General features: G+C 40.3%; 21 protein-coding genes. 14 read left to right on the top strand and 7 right to left on the bottom strand.

Annotation, left to right across the window (positions count from 1 at the left end; genetic code table 11):
* Nucleotides 1-21: 21 nt before the first annotated feature.
* From H5058_RS02935 to H5058_RS02915, 5 genes are all read right to left on the bottom strand, one after another.
* Entirely contained in the window at nt 22-810 is a 789-nt protein-coding gene (locus H5058_RS02935; RefSeq protein WP_011327725.1) for a hypothetical protein, read from the bottom strand.
* Nucleotides 811-951: 141 nt separating this feature from the next.
* Complete coding sequence (locus H5058_RS02930) at nt 952-1,467, bottom strand: hypothetical protein (RefSeq protein ID WP_182676823.1); 516 nt, start codon at nt 1,465-1,467, stop codon at nt 952-954.
* A 143-nt stretch (nt 1,468-1,610) separates the two neighbouring features.
* Entirely contained in the window at nt 1,611-2,087 is a 477-nt protein-coding gene (locus H5058_RS02925) for an FKBP-type peptidyl-prolyl cis-trans isomerase (protein WP_011327723.1), read from the bottom strand.
* A gap of 2 nt (nt 2,088-2,089) precedes the next feature.
* Nucleotides 2,090-4,513 (bottom strand): Lon protease family protein, encoded by a 2,424-nt coding sequence (locus H5058_RS02920; RefSeq protein ID WP_011327722.1) that lies wholly within the window; start codon nt 4,511-4,513, stop codon nt 2,090-2,092.
* Nucleotides 4,514-4,589: 76 nt separating this feature from the next.
* Nucleotides 4,590-5,048 (bottom strand): zinc ribbon-containing protein, encoded by a 459-nt coding sequence (locus H5058_RS02915; RefSeq protein WP_182676821.1) that lies wholly within the window; start codon nt 5,046-5,048, stop codon nt 4,590-4,592.
* A gap of 232 nt (nt 5,049-5,280) precedes the next feature.
* Between H5058_RS02915 and leuS the strand changes: the two genes are divergently transcribed.
* From leuS to lipA, 13 genes are all read left to right on the top strand, one after another.
* Complete coding sequence (gene leuS, locus H5058_RS02910; RefSeq protein ID WP_011327720.1) at nt 5,281-7,869, top strand: leucine--tRNA ligase; 2,589 nt, start codon at nt 5,281-5,283, stop codon at nt 7,867-7,869.
* 1 nt (nt 7,870) lies between these two features.
* A complete protein-coding gene (gene lptE, locus H5058_RS02905) occupies nt 7,871-8,362 on the top strand; it encodes an LPS assembly lipoprotein LptE (protein ID WP_011327719.1) in 492 nt (163 codons plus the stop codon).
* A complete protein-coding gene (gene holA, locus H5058_RS02900) occupies nt 8,362-9,399 on the top strand; it encodes a DNA polymerase III subunit delta (protein WP_182676819.1) in 1,038 nt (345 codons plus the stop codon). The genes lptE and holA overlap by 1 nt, the downstream gene beginning before the upstream one ends.
* A gap of 15 nt (nt 9,400-9,414) precedes the next feature.
* Nucleotides 9,415-10,059, top strand: a complete 645-nt coding sequence (gene nadD / locus H5058_RS02895; RefSeq protein WP_041454377.1) for a nicotinate-nucleotide adenylyltransferase — start codon at nt 9,415-9,417, stop codon at nt 10,057-10,059.
* A gap of 92 nt (nt 10,060-10,151) precedes the next feature.
* Nucleotides 10,152-10,469: a ribosome silencing factor gene (gene rsfS, locus H5058_RS02890; protein WP_011327716.1), complete on the top strand. Its 318-nt coding sequence runs from the start codon at nt 10,152-10,154 to the stop codon at nt 10,467-10,469.
* A gap of 42 nt (nt 10,470-10,511) precedes the next feature.
* A complete protein-coding gene (gene rlmH, locus H5058_RS02885) occupies nt 10,512-10,982 on the top strand; it encodes a 23S rRNA (pseudouridine(1915)-N(3))-methyltransferase RlmH (RefSeq protein WP_011327715.1) in 471 nt (156 codons plus the stop codon).
* 8 nt (nt 10,983-10,990) lie between these two features.
* Nucleotides 10,991-12,859 (top strand): penicillin-binding protein 2, encoded by a 1,869-nt coding sequence (gene mrdA, locus H5058_RS02880; RefSeq protein ID WP_011327714.1) that lies wholly within the window; start codon nt 10,991-10,993, stop codon nt 12,857-12,859.
* A complete protein-coding gene (gene rodA, locus H5058_RS02875) occupies nt 12,856-13,962 on the top strand; it encodes a rod shape-determining protein RodA (RefSeq protein WP_089367968.1) in 1,107 nt (368 codons plus the stop codon). Before mrdA ends, rodA begins: the two co-directional genes overlap by 4 nt.
* Nucleotides 13,962-14,735 (top strand): septal ring lytic transglycosylase RlpA family protein, encoded by a 774-nt coding sequence (locus tag H5058_RS02870; RefSeq protein ID WP_041454376.1) that lies wholly within the window; start codon nt 13,962-13,964, stop codon nt 14,733-14,735. Before rodA ends, H5058_RS02870 begins: the two co-directional genes overlap by 1 nt.
* 314 nt (nt 14,736-15,049) lie before the next feature.
* A complete protein-coding gene (locus H5058_RS02865) occupies nt 15,050-16,213 on the top strand; it encodes a serine hydrolase (RefSeq protein WP_011327711.1) in 1,164 nt (387 codons plus the stop codon).
* Nucleotides 16,214-16,431: 218 nt separating this feature from the next.
* A complete protein-coding gene (gene ybeD / locus H5058_RS02860) occupies nt 16,432-16,710 on the top strand; it encodes a DUF493 family protein YbeD (protein ID WP_011327710.1) in 279 nt (92 codons plus the stop codon).
* Nucleotides 16,711-16,729: 19 nt separating this feature from the next.
* The gene (gene lipB, locus H5058_RS02855; protein WP_182676817.1) at nt 16,730-17,383 is read left to right on the top strand and encodes a lipoyl(octanoyl) transferase LipB; all 654 of its coding nucleotides are present in this window, start codon (nt 16,730-16,732) and stop codon (nt 17,381-17,383) included.
* Nucleotides 17,380-18,345 (top strand): lipoyl synthase, encoded by a 966-nt coding sequence (gene lipA / locus H5058_RS02850; protein WP_011327708.1) that lies wholly within the window; start codon nt 17,380-17,382, stop codon nt 18,343-18,345. Before lipB ends, lipA begins: the two co-directional genes overlap by 4 nt.
* 101 nt (nt 18,346-18,446) lie before the next feature.
* Here lipA and H5058_RS02845 read toward each other — a convergent pair whose 3' ends face one another.
* Nucleotides 18,447-19,166 carry a hypothetical protein gene (locus tag H5058_RS02845; protein WP_182676815.1) on the bottom strand — a complete coding sequence of 240 codons (720 nt, stop codon included), beginning with the start codon at nt 19,164-19,166 and terminating at the stop codon, nt 18,447-18,449.
* A 134-nt stretch (nt 19,167-19,300) separates the two neighbouring features.
* Nucleotides 19,301-19,579 (bottom strand): YdcF family protein, encoded by a 279-nt coding sequence (locus tag H5058_RS02840; protein ID WP_089367965.1) that lies wholly within the window; start codon nt 19,577-19,579, stop codon nt 19,301-19,303.
* Between the two features lie 300 nt (nt 19,580-19,879).
* On the opposite strand from H5058_RS02840, the gene H5058_RS02835 reads away from it, so the two are divergent.
* Nucleotides 19,880-20,119 (top strand): hypothetical protein, encoded by a 240-nt coding sequence (locus H5058_RS02835; protein WP_011327707.1) that lies wholly within the window; start codon nt 19,880-19,882, stop codon nt 20,117-20,119.
* The last annotated feature ends 120 nt before the right edge of the window (nt 20,120-20,239 follow it).

The raw sequence follows: 20,239 nt of genomic DNA, 5'->3' as shown, positions 1-20,239 counted from the left end.
ATTAAAACCCCTTCTTTATTACTATTTAATATTTTCTGAAACCTCAATCATTACCGTTTGATCTACTTGTATAAGCCCGCGCTTTGGCCGGTCTAAATCTATAATAATAAATACGATTAAAGTAATTAACAAAGAAACCAATACTATGGGCACAATCATTCGCTTACCACTGAGTCCTGCGGAATAACCCATAATGCCGCCAGACGAAATAAAAACAATAAAGAGCAGTATTAATACCACCTCAGGTACATGCATTTGCAATAAAGCATTTCGCTTTCCTTGGCTGTCTATTACATCATTAAGCGATTTTACAAACGCTCCTGTGGTTACAGGCCTTGGGTCAACATTTGTGGCTGCGATAGCCAATGACCATAACTGACGCTGTAGGTTGGCTATTTTATTATTGTAGTCGTTACGCTGCGCGTGTTTGGTTAAATCTAATTGGCCTATAGCAACTCGTAAGTCTACATACTCTTTAAATAATTCATTGGCTTGTTTTTTGTATTCTTGTGGCAGTAATTCAACCCGTAATATGGCTGTGCCGATTGTGTTCGCTTCATCTATTAACGCCATGCTGCGGTTATCATACCGTTGCATCGACATGCTAAATGTAAAACCCAGTAGTAATGCTAACAAACCTAATATACTGCCCTGAATAGAACCCGTTAGCGTCTTAACCTCACTGTCGGTTCTGCCTTGAATAAACCGCCCTGCTCTAAAGCCTATTTCGTTAAAAATAACGATCGCAATAAACAATGTAACTGCAATTAATACACTGCTGTATCCATAAAGTAATTCATCTTCGAACATAATTTAGTAAATTCCACTGGCCATTATTTGGGTGTACTTTTTAAAGCGTACTCAACAAAGTTATACTTTAAAGATACGGTAAATTTAAACTGGAAGTAAGTAAAATTAAGTTAAGGGCTGATTCACCAACCTGCCTTAACGCTAAACATTATAGTCGTGATCGCCTCGTCTTTTCATTTCACTCATAACCAGCTCAACCATTTGTTGTTTTATTGCTGCTTGCTCTGATTTTAACTCCCCTAATTGCCGCTCTAGTATATCTATTTGCTCTTGTTGTTGTGAGTTTTTATATTTTTTAGACCCTAAATGCTCAACATCAATAGCTAAACTAGCATCACTTTTATTTGGCTCATTTGCGGTGCTATTTATGGTTAAACTGCTTTGAATTGGACTTTGTTTGAGTTTGTTAATTTGCTCTTGCAATGCAATAACCCGCCCTAAAAAGTGCTTATACACTTTTTCTAGGTTTTTATATTGATCGCCAAACATTGCGTTATCTTCACTGTACTTTTGTGCTTTAGTGTCTAAGAACTTTGATAAAACATATTTTGGCTCATCCTCTGTCTCACCTTCAGCAAGTTGCTTACCTGGTTGTGTTAAAGGCTGAGTATTAAGGCTGTATGCATGGTGTAAAGGGGGCGCTGGTGAAATCTTCATTACTTTATCCCTAAAATAGCTTTGTCACTATTATAGGTATCGACCTAACATTAAAATTCTTGAGTAACGTTTACAGGCTGGCTAAAAGCAAAAAGCCCCACTTTATGAAAGCAGGGCTTAAGTAATTATTACTTAAAATAATATTACGACTCAATAGCCAATAACTCAACTTCAAATATAAGCAGTGATGCCGGTGGAATGCTGCCCACACGTTTTTCACCGTAAGCCAGTTGATGCGGTACATAAAGTAGGTATTTATCGCCGGGGCTCATAAGTTGCAGACCTTCGGTCCACCCTTTAATAACTTGATGTAAACCAAAGCTAATAGGGGCTTTACGCTCAACTGAGCTGTCAAATACTGTGCCGTCTATTAACGTACCGTGGTAATGCACATTAACCATGCTTTTGGGGTTAGGCTTGTCATCGCTTTGCCCTTGGTGCAATACTTTGTACTGCAAGCCTGAAGCGGTCTCTTGTACGCCATCTACTTTTGCATTAGCTGCCAAAAAATCAGCTTCTATTTGCGCGTTAATACCCACTTGTTGTTTGGCTTTTTTGCTGTTTTTAAATATTAAAAAGCAAAATATGGCGATAATTACCGCTAATATTATATTAAGCATAGTTAATTTTTTTCCTCTTCTGGTTCTGCGTCTTTTTCATCTTCGCTATCGCCGTTTACAATGTCTGCAATATCTTTAAGTCGTGCTAAGGCTAGGCCGTTTACTGAGTTTTCAGGATAGTGCCCGTCAACTAAATCGCCAGCTTCTAAATCCATCAGTAAGTTAAGTGCCTGATCTACCGTCTCTACTGCGTAAATATTAAATTTACCAAGTTCAACTGCATTAAGTATTTCCTCATCTAACACTAAGTTAACTTGGTTAGATTTAGGAATGATCACGCCCTCTTCGCCAGTTAAACCGCGCATTTTACACAGTTTAAAAAAGCCTTCTATTTTTTCGTTTACGCCACCAATAGCTTGTACATCGCCATGTTGGTTAATTGAGCCTGTAAGCGCAATTGATTGACTCAGTGGTAAACTAGTAATAGCCGAAATTAACGCGCATAACTCGGCAAGTGACGCGCTATCGCCATCTATGTAGCCATAACTTTGTTCAATTGCAATATTTGCACTGAGTGTTAAGCTAAAGTGCTGCGCGTATTTATTGCCTAAATAGCCGGTAAGTAGCATTACCCCTTTAGAGTGAATTGCTTTACCTAGCTCGGCTTCGCGCTCTACATCTAAAACGCCATCGGCACCGGCATAAACTGTTGCCGTAATACGCGCAGGTGTACCAAATGAGGTATCGCCAATATGCAGTACAGTTAAACCATTTACTTTGCCTATGGCTTGGCCTTGCGTGGCAATAAGGGTGTGCCCTTCTTTAATATCACTGAGCATGTTTTCGCTAATTTGCCCAGTACGATACTGTTTACCTTCAATGGCTTCGTCAATATGATGAGCGTCTATAACCGTTAGCTTGTCTTGTTTGGCATAATAACTTGCTTCGGCTACCAGCTCTAACACATCGGCAAAGCGGGCAGAGAGTTTATTATGATGCTCGGCTTGGCGATAACTAAATTTGAGCAAGCGCACCATTGCGGCTTCTGTAGTGGTGCATTTTAAAACGTGCTCGCAATAGTCAGTTACTTTGGTAATAAATTGGTACTGTAATTTATCGCTACTCGGTAAGTAGTAGTCAAAGTCGGCTAGTATTCTAAACAGCTCAGCAAATTCTTCGTCGTACTCACCTATGGTGTAGTACAGCTCGCGCGAGCCTAATAATATTATTTTTACATCTAGCGGAATTAACTGCGGGCGCAACGTAAAACTGCTGCCTACAACGCTATCTTGATACGGTAAGTCATTTTTAATTTGATGGGTTTTAAGCGATAGTTTTAAACCATCCCACACTTGTGGGTTAGCCATTACTTTTTCGGCGTCCATCATTAAATAGCCACCGTTAGCGCGATGCAATGCGCCGGCCTGAATTGAGCGATAGCTAGTTATAAGCGAGCCTTGTGAGGTAGCGTACTCAACCTTGCCAAATATGTTGCCAAACGTTGGGTTAGGTTCGTAAACCACAGGAGCGGCGTCGCCTTCTTTAAACTCAACTAAAATATTGGGCGCAAAAAAGTCTGTAAGCATGCCTTTGCGATCAAAGTCTTCTTTGTTTTCTTCGCTTTCGCCTTCATCGTCTAACCACTCAAGCACAGCGTCAATAATTTCTACGCGAATGTCTTTTAAATAACGCAGCACGCCAATATGGCTGGCATATTTATGCTCTAAGTCTTTTAATAAGGGCTTAGTTGCTTGCTCGGCAGTCGACTTTTTAAGGTTACGTAGTTTTTCGGTAGATTCACGCTTCCAGCGCGGCAGCTCAATAAGTGCTTCTATTAATGTGTCTTCGAGTTTTTCAATTCTTTCAAAAAAGGTTTCACGTAGCTCATCTTCAAGGTGCGAAAATTCATTATCGCTTAGCTGCTTGCCACCTATTAATGGAGCAAAACCTACTACGCCTTTTTCTTCAATAAGCGCCACACTTTGTTCAAGCGCCGCAATTTCTACCGCGGTAATAGCACCGTCATAGGCGTCGTTAAATTCACGGTCTATGGATTTCTTTTTGCGCTGGTACGCAGGGTTGTCAAATGCGGCAGGAAAGGTGTCGAGCACTTCGTCAATAAAAGCATCAATGTCATCGGCAAGCTTTTTACTTTGCCCAGCTTGCATAAACAGTGCGATAGGCTCGCGGTGGTCGTCGTAATTATTTACATACAACCACTCATTAGGCGTTACTCTGCCTTTGGCATGCTCTTTTAGTTTGTCTTTTACTAGGGTAAAACGTCCATGTGCAGCTTCGCCCATTACGTATACGTTATAGCCAGGTAAATCCATACCGAGTGAAAAGTCTAATGCACTTTGCGCCCGTTGTTGGCCTATAAAAGTAAAATGCTCTGGGTATGGGTTGCTCATGCAAGTATGCACGTGGCTAGTAGAAATGCTCGGCGCAAGCTTTGATACAGGTAGTGGCAGTAATTTTTTCGTCATTCTAACTTCTTTGTTTACCAGCGTATTCACTGGCTTTTGGCGTATTAAGTGGCCTGCAGCCACTTAATACTTATATTTAGGGTTGCAAAGCCTTACGGCTAAAATAGATTCCATCACACTCTAAACAAGGTGTTATTTGCGTAGCATGATAAACATCGTAACTATGGTTACAATTCTTACATACTAATGTGCCCATGGCTATCCATTCGCTTACGTGATATATGCCATTGTGCTTAAAATCTTGGCTAAGTGAGTGCCACTCTAGCTGTGTTTTGTCTTCTATGTGCGAAAGCTCATACCATAATGATTCTTTAAGCTCTTGCCATGCAAGCGAATTATAGTGGGTTTCGTGCTCTTGCAAGTGTTCTAAATCGCGCATTAAGTAGTTACGATAAAGTTGATACTTTTCTTCTCCTAAATTTTTAAGTGCCTGCTCAGATTCAACAAATCGTTTTACCGCCTCTTTTAATTCATGATCTTTTACATCTTTTAACCAAAGCGTTAAATCGTTTAGCCATGTTTTGTAGTCAGCCATTTTCTTACTCCTGCAAATTTAGGGCATATTTAGATTTGTAGGTTGAACCTATTAGGGCTGTTAAATCAACCTTTAACCTATGCTTTTCAGCAACTAGCTTACAAAAGTATAGGTTAACCTGCACTGAAAGTTATAATTTAATAAAAGCGTGTTTATGGCGCTATAAATAGCGGTTTATTTGGGTTATCCTAGAGCTAATTTTTTATTAGTCGTAAGAAGTCTGGAACCGTAGATGCAAGAGCAATATAACCCTCAAAAAATAGAGTCAAAAATCCAACGTTACTGGGAAGAAAACAAAGTATTTAAAGTTACGGAAGATGAGAGCAAAGAAAAGTATTACTGCCTTTCTATGTTCCCCTACCCGAGCGGTCGACTCCATATGGGTCACGTGCGTAACTACACTATTGGTGACGTTGTATCTCGCTTTCAGCGCTTAAAAGGCAAAAACGTAATGCAACCTATGGGTTGGGATGCGTTTGGTTTACCTGCAGAAAACGCGGCTATTAAAAACAAAACAGCCCCTGCAAAATGGACCTACGAGAATATTGACTACATGCGTACCCAACTTAAGCAGTTAGGTTTTGGTTATGACTGGGATCGCGAAATTGCCACCTGTCATCCAGAATACTATAAATGGGAACAATGGTTTTTCACTAAGTTGTACGAAAAAGGCTTAGTGTACAAAAAAATGTCGACGGTTAACTGGGATCCGGTAGATCAAACTGTATTAGCTAACGAGCAAGTTATTGACGGTCGCGGTTGGCGTTCGGGCGCTGTGGTTGAGCAAAAAGAAATTCCACAGTGGTTTATTAAAATTACCGACTACGCACAAGAACTACTTGACGATTTAGACAAGTTAGAAGATTGGCCTGAACAAGTTAAAACCATGCAGCGCAACTGGATTGGTCGCTCTGAAGGGTGTGATATTGAATTTAAACGCACTGATAACAACGAAACATTTAGCGTTTATACCACGCGTCCAGATACCTTTATGGGTGTGACTTATGTAGCGGTTGCTGCAGGCCACCCAATTGCTAAAGAAGCGGCTAAAAATAGCGATTCTGTGGCACTGTTTGTTGAAGAGTGTAAAAACAACAAAGTAAGTGAAGCCGACATGGCAACCATGGAGAAAAAAGGCATAGCAACAGGCTTTTTTGCTACTCACCCACTTACTGGTGAGCAAGTACCAATTTGGATCGCTAACTTTGTATTAATGCATTACGGCTCAGGCGCGGTAATGGCAGTGCCTGCACACGACCAACGTGACTTTGAATTTGCAACAGCCTACGGCCTTGATATTAAACAAGTGATTGCGCCAGTTACGGGCTCTGACCTTGAAGTAAACCTAAACAAAGAAGCGTTTACCGATAAAGGTGTATTGGTTAACTCGGGTGAATTTGACGGCCTTGATTTTGACGCGGCATTTAATGCCATTGCCGATAAGTTAGAAGCCTTGGGTGTGGGCGAGCGTAAAGTAAACTTCCGCCTGCGTGATTGGGGTGTAAGCCGCCAACGTTACTGGGGTTCACCAATTCCAATGCTTAGCGACGAAGACGGTAACGAACTTGCTGCAACCGACGATATGCTGCCAGTACGCTTACCAGAGGACGTAGTAATGAATGGCGTTACATCGCCAATCAAAGCTGATCCTAACTGGGCAAAAACCACCATGAATGGCGCACCAGCGTTTCATGAAACCGATACCTTTGACACCTTTATGGAATCGTCTTGGTATTACGCTCGTTACTGTAGCCCACGTCATGACGAAGGCATGCTAGACCCAGCAGCGGCTAACTATTGGTTACCAGTAAACCAATACATAGGCGGTATTGAACACGCTATTTTACATTTATTGTACTCGCGCTTTTTCCATAAACTATTACGCGACTTTGGTTTAGTTGATTCAGACGAGCCATTTGACCGCTTACTTTGTCAAGGTATGGTATTAGCCGAAACGTTTTATCGTAAAGATGAAAAAGGGGCTGATATTTGGATTTCGCCAAGCGACGTAAATACCGAAACAGACGACAAAGGCCGCGTAACTAAAGCATGGCATAAAGTTGATGGTAACCCGGTGTTTTCATCTGGCATGAGCAAAATGTCAAAATCGAAAAATAACGGTATTGACCCACAGCATGTTATTGCACAATACGGCGCCGACACTGTACGTTTATTTATGATGTTTACAGCACCACCAGAGCAAACGCTAGAATGGTCTGACGCGGGTGTTGAAGGTGCACATCGCTTCTTAAAACGTGTGTGGAAATACGCGGTTGATGTTAAAACAGTTGGTTTTCAACCACTCAATAAAACAGCATTAAATAACGAGCAAAAAGTACTGCGTCGCGATTTACACAAAGCAATTGCTAAAGTGAGTGATGATGTTGAACGTCGTCAAACCTTTAATACTGCTATTGCGGCAATTATGGAGCTGTCTAATAAATTATTAAAAGCACCGTTAAATAGTAAGCAAGATGTAGCGATAGCTAACGAAGCGCTTGAAGCAATGCTTATTATGCTTGCACCTATTACGCCGCATTTGTCGCACCAATTATGGCAAGAGCTAGGTAAAGAAGGCGATATAGTTAACGCTTCATGGCCAGAGGTTGATCAGTCGGCTTTGGTTGAAGATGAAAAGTTAATTATTATTCAAGTTAACGGAAAACTACGCGCTAAACTAACCGTTGCAGCCGATGCCACAAAAGAGCAAGTAGAAGCACTCGCTTTTGAACAAGCAAGCGTAACTAAATACACTGACGGTGTTACCGTTCGTAAAGTTATTTACGTACCGGGTAAACTGCTTAATGTGGTAGCTAATTAATATGGCCGCTTTTAACGCCATTAAAAACGGACTAGCCTTAGTGCTAGTCTGTTTTTTATTAACTAGCTGTGGCTTTCATTTAAAAAAAGCCTCTAGCTTGCCAGACGATCTAAAACAAATAACCCTCATTGGCGACGATGAAAAGTCAGCGTTATTTAGCGCCTTAAAAAGTGAGCTTATTGCCAGTGACGTTAAACTAGTTGCGGCTAGTAAAAAGTCGGCACAGCTTTATTTATTTAAAGATCAGCTTGAACGTCAAACCTTGTCGTTGTTTCAAAATGGCCAAGTAGCAGAATACGAACTTACTTACAGTGTTGCGTTTGTGATCAATCGTCCTAATGCTGAGCCAATAGAAAAGCGCTTTGAGTTATATCGTAATTATCAAGACGATCCTGACAATGCATTAGCCAAAGCAAAAGAGCTTGCACTCCTTATTAGCGAAATACGCCAACAAGCTAGTCGTCGTATTCTTAGAGAGTTGTCGCAACTATAATGCGCTGTTACGCTAATCAATTACCGAGTGAACTAAAAAAAGGCTTAAAACCCTTTTACTTAGTGTTTGGTGAAGAGCCTTTTCAAGAAGCGCAATGTGTACAACAAATTCGCGCAATTGCTAAAGAGCAAGGCTTTGATGAAGTAATTAAATTTACTTTAATGCAAGGTTTTGATTGGCAAGAAATTATAGCTCAATATCAAAGTATGTCGCTGTTTAGCGCCCGCACTATTATTGAGCTTGATTTAAACCAGCAAAAGCCAGGAATTATTGGCAGCAACACGTTTAAAAAAATTATTGAGCTAATAAACCCCGATACCATTTTAATTATTAAAGGCGCTAAAGCCAGCCAAGACGTACAACGCAGTGCTTGGTTTAAAGCGCTTGATAAACACGGTTTATTTGTACCTTGCTATCCGCTTACCGGTACGCATGTAAAGCGTTGGTTAGATGAGCAATGCCAGCGTTTATCTCTTAATATGCAAAATGAGGCAAAGCTGAGTTTAATTAGCGCCACTGAAGGTAATTTACTGGCGTGCTTTCAAGAACTCGAAAAACTCTCATTACTACACGCCAATGCGCTCATTACACAACAATTAGTAATGCAAGGGCTATTAAATCAAGCCAAGTTTGATATTTTTGATTTAAGCGACGCACTATTAAACGGCCAAGCTAAACAAGCAATAAAAGTGCTGAATAAACTGGCCAGCGATAACACCGAAGTGGTGAGTGTTTTATGGGCAATAACCAAGGAACTTAACACCTTAATTGATGTGCAAATTGGTTTACTTAATGGCGAGCCCATTGCTAATTTATTTAAGCAAAAAGCAATATGGAAAAACCAACAAGCGCCAGTACAAAGTGCTATAAATAGGTTAAGTATTCATACCCTTGAGCAAATTAGCTCTGAGCTTGCAATATTTGACGCCAGCTACAAACAAGGTAACTTAATTGCGCCCTATCAAGCACTCGCGCATATTTGTATTAAGTTTTGCCAACCGCTGAATATTTCGCTGCCATGTCATCCTGTTAATTAAAATGCAGAATTTAACATGATCGCAATTTTTGGTGGCACTTTCGACCCCGTTCATTTGGGGCACATTAATATGGCAAAGCAATGCGTAAATGCACTTAACTTAAATACGTTGTACTTTATGCCTTGCGCACTGCCCGCCCACAAAATGGCTCCTGGCATTAGCACCGAGCACCGAGTAGCTATGCTCAATGCAGCAATTGCGCCTTACCCTTTTTTTCAACTCGATTTAAGAGAGTTGCACCGCACTGGGCCTTCTTATTCTTTATTGAGTTTACAAGAATTAAGAGCACAGCATCCAAACACGCCAATTGTGTTTTTAATTGGCATGGACTCGTTTAATAACCTCGATAAATGGTATCAGTGGCAAGCAATCACGCAACTTTGCCATATTGTGGTGTATCAACGCCCTGGGCAGCAATGTGCTGTTAGTGGCCATTTACAGCATTATATGCAACAAGCGCAAGTTAATAATGCAAAAACCCTTTCACATACGGTTGCCGGTAAACTTTATTTTTTACCCGGTGAAATGCTCGATGCAGCATCGAGTAATATTCGCCAACAACTTAAAAATACTAATAAAAAGAATGAACTATTACCCGATGCAGTGAGTCTGTATATAGAGCGCCATGCGCTTTACCAAAATGATGATAATACTAATTAACCTTGACAAGTGAATACTCTGCAAGAGTCATTGGTATAAAACCCCTAGCATGTTAAAATGCACGCTATTAAATTTAAAATTGAGACAAAACCTTGGATTCGAAACAACTACTCGCTTTTGCAATAGATAAAATTGAAGATATGAAAGCACGCGATGTGATTCATATTGACGTAACAGCAACATCAGACATTACAGACTACATGGTTGTATGCTCTGGCACATCTAAACGTCATGTTCTGTCAATTGCTGATAATTTAGCAAAAGAGGCTCGCCACGCAGGTGAAGAACCTTTAGGTTATGAAGGCCAAAGCGACGGTGAATGGGCATTGGTTGATTTAGGTGATGTGGTTGTACACGTGATGCAAAACGAAGCACGTAGCTATTACGATCTAGAAAAACTGTGGGGCTAGTAATAAACACCCACTTATTTTAGACAGGCTTGGAAGTAACACGTGAAAATACAAATGATTGCCGTTGGTACAAAAATGCCAGCTTGGGTAGAAACCGGATTTACAGAGTATCAACGTCGTTTTGCTAAAGATATGACACTTGAACTGATTGAAATCCCAGCCGGAAAACGTGGTAAAAATGCAGATATAAAACGCATTTTACATATTGAAGGTGAAAAAACCTTAGCAGCTATTCCTAAAGGCAACCGTATTGTTACTCTAGAAGTAACAGGTAAACCACTTGATACCCACGAACTTGCTAAAAACATGGAAAAATGGCAACTCGATGGCCGCGATGTAAGTTTACTTATTGGCGGTCCTGAAGGACTTGCACCAGAGTGTATTGCTGCCTCTGAGCAAAAATGGTCGTTATCTAACTTAACTTTACCGCACCCTTTGGTGCGTATTATTGTTGCTGAAAGCCTATACAGAGGCTGGAGCTTAAATAACAACCATCCTTATCATCGCGAGTAATCCTTGCCATGTTAAAACAAAGACCCACTATTCGCGACCATTCAGCAGAGGCAAACTTATTTGCACGGCGTGCGTTTGTGGGTTTTATTTTTATATTAGCTCTAATTGCTATTTTACTCTCGAATTTATATAAAATTCAGGTAGATGATCATCAAAACTACCAAACTCGCTCCAACGACAACCGTATTAAAGTTATTCCAATTGCGCCTAACCGAGGTTTAATTTACGACCGCAATGGCGTATTACTTGCCGAAAACAAACCCGTTTATAATCTTGAGGTTATTCCTGAAGATGTTGCAGACCTGCCGCTATCGCTTGAACAAGTAAGTAAAATAATAACCATAAGCGAGCAAGAAAAAACCGACTTTTTAGACGATATAAAACATACGCGGCGTTTTAAAAGCCAAGTACTAAAAGCACGTTTAGATGAAACAGAAGTTGCTAAATTTTCAGTAAACCAACATAAATTCCCAGGCTTTAGTATTGAAGCTCGCCTCGCCCGCTATTATCCGTTTGGCGATACCCTTACCCATGCACTGGGCTATGTGGCTAAATTAAACAGAAAAGAGCTAAATAAATTAACTCAAGAAGATCAAGCTACAAATTATCGCGCCACTCACGACATTGGCAAACTCGGCATCGAAAAGTATTACGAAGAACTCTTGCATGGCCAAGTGGGCTCGCAGCATGTTGAAGTTAATAATCGCGGTAGAATAATTCGCACTTTAAGCATGCTCCCCCCGCAACCAGGGAGCGACTTAGTACTCACACTCGATATTGGTTTACAGCAAATTGCCCAACATGCGCTTAAAGATATGCGTGGTGCTATTGTCGTTATGGACGCTAAAGATGGCGGTGTACTTGCGCTTTATTCTAACCCTAGTTACGACCCTAATTTATTTGTGCACGGCATAAGCAGCAAAAACTATAAAGCGTTACTAAACCCAGACCGCCCGTTAATTAATCGTGCAACTCAAGGTCGTTATGCACCTGCCTCTACTGTAAAACCACATATGGCTATTTTAGCCCTAGAAGAGAATATAGTCAGCGAAAGTACTTCTATGTGGGATCCTGGTTTTTTTCAAATTCCAAATGTAGAGCATAAATGGCGCGACTGGAAACGTTGGGGTCATGGTCATGTTGATGTATACAAAGCAATTGAAGAGTCGTGCGATACCTATTTTTACGATGCAGCTTATCGCTTAGGTATTACTAAAATAAGTAACTTTATGTCGCGTTTTGGCTTTGGTGAACTCTCTGGTATTGATATTCATGAAGAAACTACGGCAATACTGCCCTCAAAAGAGTGGAAAGAAAATCGCTTTAAAGAGTCGTGGTGGCGTGGTGACACTATTTCTGTAGGCATAGGCCAAGGCTATTGGACCGCCACTCCAATTCAGATTGCAAATGCGACAAACATTTTAGTAAACCGTGGTATTAACCATCCGCCACATTTAGTGCAAGTCGTTAAAAAAGATAACGACATTATACAAATCAATAATGAAGAAAAGCCCCCTGTAATATTAAAAAACCCTCATCATTGGCAAATTGCTTTAGATGCAATGCACAACACAGTAAAAAAAGTATCGGGTACTGCGCATAAAGCATTTAAAGGGACTAATTATGACTCTGCTGGTAAAACGGGCACAGCACAAATAGTAAGTATTGCTCAAGGCGAACGCTACGATGCTGATGCGTTAAAAGAGCGACAACGCGACAACACTATTTATATTGGTTTTGCACCGTATAACGATCCCAAAATTGTAGTGTCTGTAATATTAGAAAATAACCATGGTGGTGTGCAAATTGCTCGGCAACTTATGGATTACTACTTTGCAGCCAACCCCGTTAATCTTGCAAGGAATAACATCCCATGACCGCTTTGCACGATAAACGCTCAATTTGGATGCGCCTACATATAGACTTACCCTTATTTATTGCGCTGCTAATAATGATGGTCGGTAGTATCACTATTGTGTACAGCGCCAGTGGCCAAGATAACGCCATGATGATCCGCCATATTACGCGTATGGCCGGTGCAATTGTAGCTATGTTCGTATTAGCGCAGCTATCTCCTGCTACTTTAAAGCGCTTAGTTATACCGCTTTATTGCTTAGGGCTATTAATGCTGGTTGGAGTGTTATTATTTGGAGTGAGTTCTAAAGGTGCTCAGCGCTGGCTAGACTTAGGTATCACTCGCTTTCAACCATCTGAATTAATGAAGCTTGCAGTCCCCATGATGGTTGCTTGGTATATAGGACGTAATCACTTACCCCCTCGCCCACTGCATTTAATTATTGGTTTTGTAATTATGATGCTACCGACGCTACTAATTAAAGAGCAGCCCGACTTAGGCACTTCTATATTAATTGCCAGCTCAGGTGTTTTTGTATTGTTTTTATCGGGTTTGAGCTGGCGTTTAATTGGTTTTTTAAGCTCTATAGTAGCACTCGCTGCATGGCCTTTTTGGCACTATGGTATGCACGATTATCAAAAGCAACGAGTACTTACTTTTTTAGATCCTGAAAGCGACCCGCTTGGCTCTGGCTATCATATTATTCAGTCTAAAATTGCGATTGGCTCTGGTGGCATTGAAGGTAAAGGTTGGTTACAGGGTACGCAATCGCAACTTGAGTTTTTACCAGAGCGCCATACTGACTTTATATTTTCGGTGTTAAGTGAGGAATTTGGCTTATTTGGGGTGTGTATTTTACTCAGTTTATATTTATTTATTATTGGCCGCGGTTTATACATTGCCGTTAATGCACAAGATGCCTTTGGCAAGTTATTAGCTGGCTCACTTACACTGACATTTTTTGTTTATGTGTTTGTAAATATAGGCATGGTATCGGGTTTATTACCCGTTGTAGGTGTACCGCTTCCACTAATAAGTTATGGTGGTACGTCTATGGTGACGCTGATGGCCAGTTTTGGCATTATTATGTCTATTGCAACTGATAAAAGGATGCTTTTAAAATAATGCAATTTTATACTCGATTTTTTACTATCAGCTTTGTCCTAATACTTTTAAGTGCTTGTAGTAGCTCAAATAACACCCCAAGCAGTCGCTACAGCATGCGCCATGATGCTGCACCATTACGTGCGCCTACCACATTAGAAATGCAAGACGCTGTAGTGGTTAAAGTTACTAAAAGTGCCAGCGCAAGCCGGCCTTATACCGTATTAGGTAAAAGTTATACGCCTATGCTTGACGAGACTGGTTATGCAGAGGAAGGCATTGCATCGTGGTACGGCCGTAAATTTCATGGTTATCATACTTCAAATGGCGAAATATACGATATGTTTGCCATGACCGCCGCTCATAAAACACTGCCCTTACCTAGCTTTGTAAAAGTAACAAATACCAGTAATAATAAATCTGTCATTGTGCGCGTAAATGACCGTGGCCCATTTCATGAAGATAGAGTGATTGATTTATCCTACGCAGCCGCATACAAACTAGGTTATTACACCCATGGTACAGCCAAGGTTAAGCTTGAAGCAGTTACGCTTGACAATTCGACTGCGCATTTAACCTATATTCAGGTAGCAGCAGGTAGTACACTAGCAAATATTGAAGCACTGGCTAGTCGTTTACGCCTCGATTATAAATTACCCACTAATATCGTGCAAAAAGACGATATTTTCAGGTTGCATTTAGGGCCAATTAAAGACGCCCAGCATGCACAGCAAGTATTAACACAATTAAAACAAAACCAATTTAAAAACGCGTTCTTGCTTTACACTCAGTAAGACTAATACCCAAACTACCCTAAGATGCAGAATTCAGCGTTGTACTGGGACTTAATATCTAGGCGTTACTTTGCTGAAATGGTAATCCCTTTTAAAAAGTAACAACACAGAGAGTAAGCTCCAGTGAAACGCCCTGGAGGTTGGTTTAAAAACGATTTATACTGCGTTATTGATTTGAACAATAGAGTGACTATTATTTGTAATCAATGCCTTGCCTAAATCGTTTTTAATTCCAACGACGCCCGCATCTAGGGGTAGTTTGGGTATGTGAATGGGCTAACGCAAATCTTTAACTTTAACCATTAATGAGTATGATGAAATCTATTAAACATAAAATTCTCAACGGGGTATGCGGCCTAGTTTGTTCTGCCGCCGTATTTTCAGCCACCGCACAAATTATTCCAGCACCTCCTCAAGTTAATGCTAAAGGTTATTTTTTAGTAGACTTTACAACTGGTAAAGTTATTGCCCAAGGTGAAGCTGATACAAAGTTAGCACCTGCTAGTTTAACTAAAATGATGACCAGTTATGTTATAGGCACAGAAGTTAAAGCCGGTAATATTGCACCTACCGACATGGTTACGGTTAGCGAAAAAGCATGGGCTAAAAACTTTCCAGAATCATCTAAAATGTTTATTGAAGTAGGTAAACAAATTAGCGTTGATGACCTAAACCACGGAATAATTATTCAATCAGGTAACGATGCCTGCGTTGCTATGGCAGAGCACATTGCCGGTAGCGAAAGCGCTTTTGCTGATTTAATGAACGCCCACGCTGCAAAATTAGGCATGAGCAACACTCACTTTATTAATAGCCACGGCCTTGATACCGACGCGCACTATACAACACCGCGTGATATGGCAACACTTGGCGGCGCACTTATTCGCGATGTACCCGATGAGTACGCACTTTATAAGAAAAAGTCATTTACTTATAACGGCATTAAACAATACAACCGCAACTCATTATTATGGGATGAAAGCCTAGACGTAGACGGTATTAAAACCGGCCATACATCAGATGCAGGCTACAGCTTAGTAACCTCTGCAACTAAAAACGATATGCGTTTAATTGCTGTTGTTATGGGTACTTCAAGCGAGCGCGCACGTAAAGAAGAAAGCAAAAAGTTACTTAACTATGGCTTTCGCTTTTATGAAACAATTACACCGTACAAAGCAGGCGATAGCTTTGCAGAGCAACGTATTTGGATGGGTAATAAAGAAAATGTTTCTTTAGGTATTTTAGAAGATACCCCTATCACTATTCCACGTGGTCAGCATAAAAATTTAAAAGCGAACTTTAAATTAGATAACACGCTTGAAGCGCCATTAGCTAAAGGCACTAAAGTAGGTACTTTATTTTTACAACTAGAAGGCGAAGATATTGCACAATATCCGCTAGTTACACTTGAAGAAGTGGAAGAAGGTAGCTTCTTTAGTAAAATTTATGACTACTTACGTTTACAGATTATGCAATAGCCGCATAAAACAATATTAACGCCTCTGCTATGAGGCGTTTTTTTTTGCTTGAAAAATGCTAGAATGCGCCCCATATAAGTCAATTATGTTGAGTTGTAACTTTTTTGGCACAGCCAAACAAGCTTAACTCAGATTGCCATTAGCCCAATAGTATTAAGCTTAGGGTTTGCCACTTAGCAAAATTAAGCCAACACTTTTTTGTATGAGGAGTCACTGTCGTGGTTCAACCAGTTAAAGATACTAAATTTGATGAGTATTTAGAGTTCCCTTGCCCGTTTACATTTAAAATAATGGGTTTAGCCAATGTAAACTTAACGGATCAAATTTTAGCTAAGTTACAAGTTATTGCACCTGGCGACTATGCCCCAAAAGTAAAACCAAGTAGCAAAGGTAATTACGAATCAGTTTCGCTTGTTGCAACCGTTACTAGTGGCGCTCATATTGAAGAAATTTATAACGTGATCAGTAATCTAGATGACGTACGCCACATGCTTTAAGCCATAATTGAGATTTGTTGTGAAAGAAAACACCTTAATCGTGCGCCAACTTGGCCGCCAGCGTTACTTGCCAATTTGGCAGAAAATGCAAGACTTCACCGATACCCGCGACGACAATAGCGCGGATGAAATTTGGTTAGTAGAGCACGAAAGTGTATTTACTCAAGGCCAAGCAGGTAAAGACGAGCACTTACTCGCACCCGGCGATATAGAAGTGATTAAAGTTGATCGCGGTGGGCAAGTAACCTACCACGGCCCCGGCCAGCAAATGATGTATGTACTATTTAACTTACGTCGTTTAAAAATTGGTGTACGCGAATTAGTTACTTGGCTAGAGGAGTGTATTATTGAATCCCTCGCCGAGTACGACATTCAAGCATACGCCAAAGCCGATGCGCCCGGTGTTTACGTTAACGACAGTAAAATAGCCTCTTTGGGTTTACGCGTTCGTCGTGGTTGCTCGTTTCATGGCTTAGCATTAAATGTTAACATGGACCTAAGTCCATTTTTACGCATTAACCCATGTGGTTATGCAGGCATGAATATGGTGCAAACTAAAGAATTAAAGGGTCCTCAAAACCTAGAAACAGCAGGTGCAGGACTGGTAAAACACATGATTAAAAAGCTTAATGCAACACAGGTTAAGCATACTGAAGGGTTTGAAAACGAATGAATAAACCAGTCAAGATGGAACCAGGTGTAAAACTACGCGACGCAGCAAAAATGGCGTTGATCCCCGTAAAAGTTTTACCAACAGAAAAAAACGAAATGTTACGCAAGCCAGAGTGGCTAAAAATTCGCTTACCTAAATCAACAGAGCGTATTGAGGGTATTAAACAGGCAATGCGTAAGCATGGGCTGCACTCGGTATGCGAAGAGGCTTCATGCCCTAACCTATCTGAATGTTTTAACCACGGTACAGCTACCTTTATGATTTTAGGTGCAATTTGTACTCGTCGTTGCCCATTTTGTGATGTTGCCCATGGTCGTCCATTAACACCTGATGCAACTGAGCCTGAAAAACTAGCGCTTACAATTAAAGACATGAAGCTAAGCTATGTGGTTATTACCTCGGTAGATCGTGATGATTTACGTGATGGCGGCGCGCAGCATTTTGCCGATTGTATTCGCGAAATTCGCAAGCACAGCCCAAATATTACTATTGAGATTTTAGTACCCGATTTTCGTGGCCGTATGGACCGCGCACTCGAAATACTAATCGAAACCCCACCAGATGTGTTTAACCATAACCTAGAAACTGCGCCGCGTTTATATAAGCTTGCGCGTCCAGGGGCTGATTACAAATGGTCACTTGAGCTACTGCGTCGCTTTAAAGAAGCGCACCCAGAGATTAAAACTAAGTCTGGTTTAATGGTTGGTTTAGGTGAAGAAATTAGCGAAATAGAAGAAGTACTTCGCGACTTACGTGCCCATAACGTTGATATGCTTACAGTAGGCCAATACTTACAGCCTTCTAAGCACCACTTACCAGTAAAACGTTACGTGCCACCTGCTGAGTTTGATGCACTAAAAGCCTACGCTGATGAAATTGGCTTTACTCATGCAGCCTCTGGCCCATTTGTGCGCTCTAGCTACCATGCTGACCAACAAGCGGCAGGTAAAGAAGTAAAATAAGTCGTTTTTATAAATTAAGCAAGCCGTTAGTGATCAATAGTCATTAACGGCTTTTTTGTTGCAGTTTATTACCCATAAGTAATAAGGATAATTGAATTATTTTAATTTTTAATTGCTTTTCTTCTAAGCTGAAATGAAATATTATCGTTTAACTCGAGCCAACTAAAGTCCTTATTCCAAGCCTGCTTAAAGCTTTCTCCGCCTTGCGAATTATCCAGGATTTCTTTTAAGTCAAATATTTTGGAGAAATTATCTTCGTTTACGTCGTAACTTGACCACCCCCTAACTCCCAAGTCAATATGCCCTAGAAAGCTCGATTTAAACTCGTTAGCTGAGGCCACAAAATCCCCGTTGCCATTTAATTTTTCAGATATAAGACTTTTCTCTTTATCACTAATTGAACCTGTAACTTCTAGCTCACCTAATTGACTGATTGATATACCCCAATCTTTATTCGCTAATGATGGTTGTCCAGCCGCTATTTCAGTCATAATATTGTCATACTGAGTAAACATTTTTTCAACCGAGTTAGAAACTTCACCACCCGGCATATAAAGATTAACAGTAGCTATTCGAATATTATTTAACGCTTTTTCTTCTGCTTCCCTTGTTGATACAACATTATTTGTTATTATTTTCATTGACTTATTATAAGTCGGCTCTGGCTCTTTAGGCTGATCTTTATGATATATATCCTTAGCTAGTCGCTCCATTTCACTATTTAATTGCTCTTTACCATTTGCAGGTTTATTAACTTTTACTTCTGAACCGTTCGATATAAACTGCGATGCTAAATTAGTATCATTTGAATTAACTTTCATATCATTTTCCTTGTTCGTTATTACTAGCTATCGGCAGGTTACTATCTTACTTTAGTTGCTTGTATGGCCAGTGTTGGTAACTTAGGTAAAATAAACTGCCGAATATTTTCCTCCTCTCTAATCATTACTACATATTAATGGCCATACAACTGCGATAATTTAATACCTGGTAATGGTGCCTTAGTACTGACTAAAGTTAGATTTAATGTTGGTAGAACATGGTTAAATATATAATGCGCACGCTGCATATGAAACTCCGAGCTGAACAAAATTGCATGGCTGATATTAGCACTCGCTAAAATAGGTTTAGCCAGTAGAGCATTCTCAAAGGTAAAGCGGCTTAATGGAATATCTAAAAATACAACTGTAGGTATTCCAAGCTCAATAAAATAATTATTTAGTGTATCGTTCATGCGCGCAATCAGTGGTATTAAAATGCACGCCAAAACCTCCTGTGCATAATATTTTAGCCTTGGGATTATGCAAATATGCTTGATATGACTGAGCGCATCGGATTTTCGCTATTACTGATAAACGGCTGTCACTACTGTTGGGCGCACCTAAAACTATAATTACCGCATTCATTTAGTCGTCCTTCACCACAAAACGAAGCTATTAAGTTTAAACTATTTTTACTGATCGCAATTTATCGTTAGGTCAATCGGCTTTTACTTGAGACAATCGCGGTAGTTATTTTTAAAACATGGTTCATTATGAAACTATTAGTTCGCAACTTATCTCGTGCTACTTCTGAGCACGACCTTCGTACTTTATTTGCAGAGCACGGTAAAGTGACTACCTGTAACTTAGTACTTGATAAAGAAACTGGCCAATCTAAAGGTTTTGCCTTTGTTGAAATGCCAAACGACATAGAAGTTAAAGGTGCAATTAAAGCCCTTAACCAAGCAACTGTTGATAAAAGCAAAATCCGCGTTAAATTGGCAGATGCTTAATTAGTTAGCCGCGGCTATTATTGCCCTTAATATTATAAACACAGATGTGTTTTATTATTAGGGCAGTATTAATTTAGCCTACATTTATAACACTGCCACAACTAATTTTGCTCCTTGCTC

Origin of the sequence: Pseudoalteromonas sp. SR45-4 (assembly GCF_014163535.1) — a bacterium.
Lineage (GTDB): Bacteria > Pseudomonadota > Gammaproteobacteria > Enterobacterales > Alteromonadaceae > Pseudoalteromonas > Pseudoalteromonas nigrifaciens.
This window is presented reverse-complemented; position numbering and strand designations above follow the sequence as displayed.